Source organism: Halomonas sp. LMYGS-3 (genome assembly GCF_059509875.1).
Genome location: NZ_JCAKFQ010000074.1, coordinates 1 through 736, shown reverse-complemented (window position 1 = coordinate 736; position 736 = coordinate 1). Strand labels below are relative to the sequence as shown.

The following is a 736-nucleotide window of genomic DNA, read 5'->3' as shown; positions in this document are numbered from 1 at the left end:
TGTTAAAGAGCCACTGTCAATCGACAGTCAAAAACCTGACATCACTTGATGTGACGATGGCTTGTGACTGCGGATCCGATCAGCTAAGACTGCGGGGCGGAGTGGTGGAGCCTAGCGGGATCGAACCGCTGACCTCCTGCGTGCAAGGCAGGCGCTCTCCCAGCTGAGCTAAGGCCCCTGAAGCTTAGCTGGAAGCTTGAAGCTGAAAGCTTGAAGGACACCCGGCTGGGGTTATCTTCCAGCTTCAAGCTTATAGCTTACAGCGTGCGTTGGTGGGTCTGGGCAGACTTGAACAAAACCCGGCGACCTCACCCTCCTCTTTACAGCACTTCCGGGGGCGCGCGCTCACCAACTGAGCGTCCCGGCGGCTCGGAGAATGGTGGGTCTGGGCAGACTTGAACTGCCGACCTCACCCTTATCAGGGGTGCGCTCTAACCAACTGAGCTACAGACCCAACACCATGTCACTCGCTGACGGAACGTGTCGGCTTGCCGACCTCACCCTCCTCTCCACAAAGGTCAGGGGGCGCACTCCAACCAACTGAGCGAAACCCGGGGTCACGCTGGGCCTTTACCCAAACAGTCTTTGCTCTGGCCGATCAGGTAATTCAGTGTGAGCACTTGCCGACAGCCGGTGACGTCGTCGGTAAGGAGGTGATCCAGCCGCAGGTTCCCCTACGGCTACCTTGTTACGACTTCACCCCAGTCATGAACCACACCGTGGTGATCGCTCCCCC

The 736-nt window shown here is 58.6% G+C and carries 2 tRNA genes and 1 rRNA gene; all 3 read right to left on the bottom strand.

The features are described from left to right. Nucleotides 1–102 precede the first annotated feature (102 nt). Nucleotides 103–178: transfer RNA gene (locus AC5W54_RS22505), tRNA-Ala, on the bottom strand. Nucleotides 179–377: 199 nt separating this feature from the next. Beyond that, nucleotides 378–454, bottom strand: a tRNA-Ile gene (locus AC5W54_RS22500). A gap of 192 nt (nucleotides 455–646) precedes the next feature. Next, nucleotides 647–736 (bottom strand): 16S ribosomal RNA (locus AC5W54_RS22495); the annotation flags it as partial.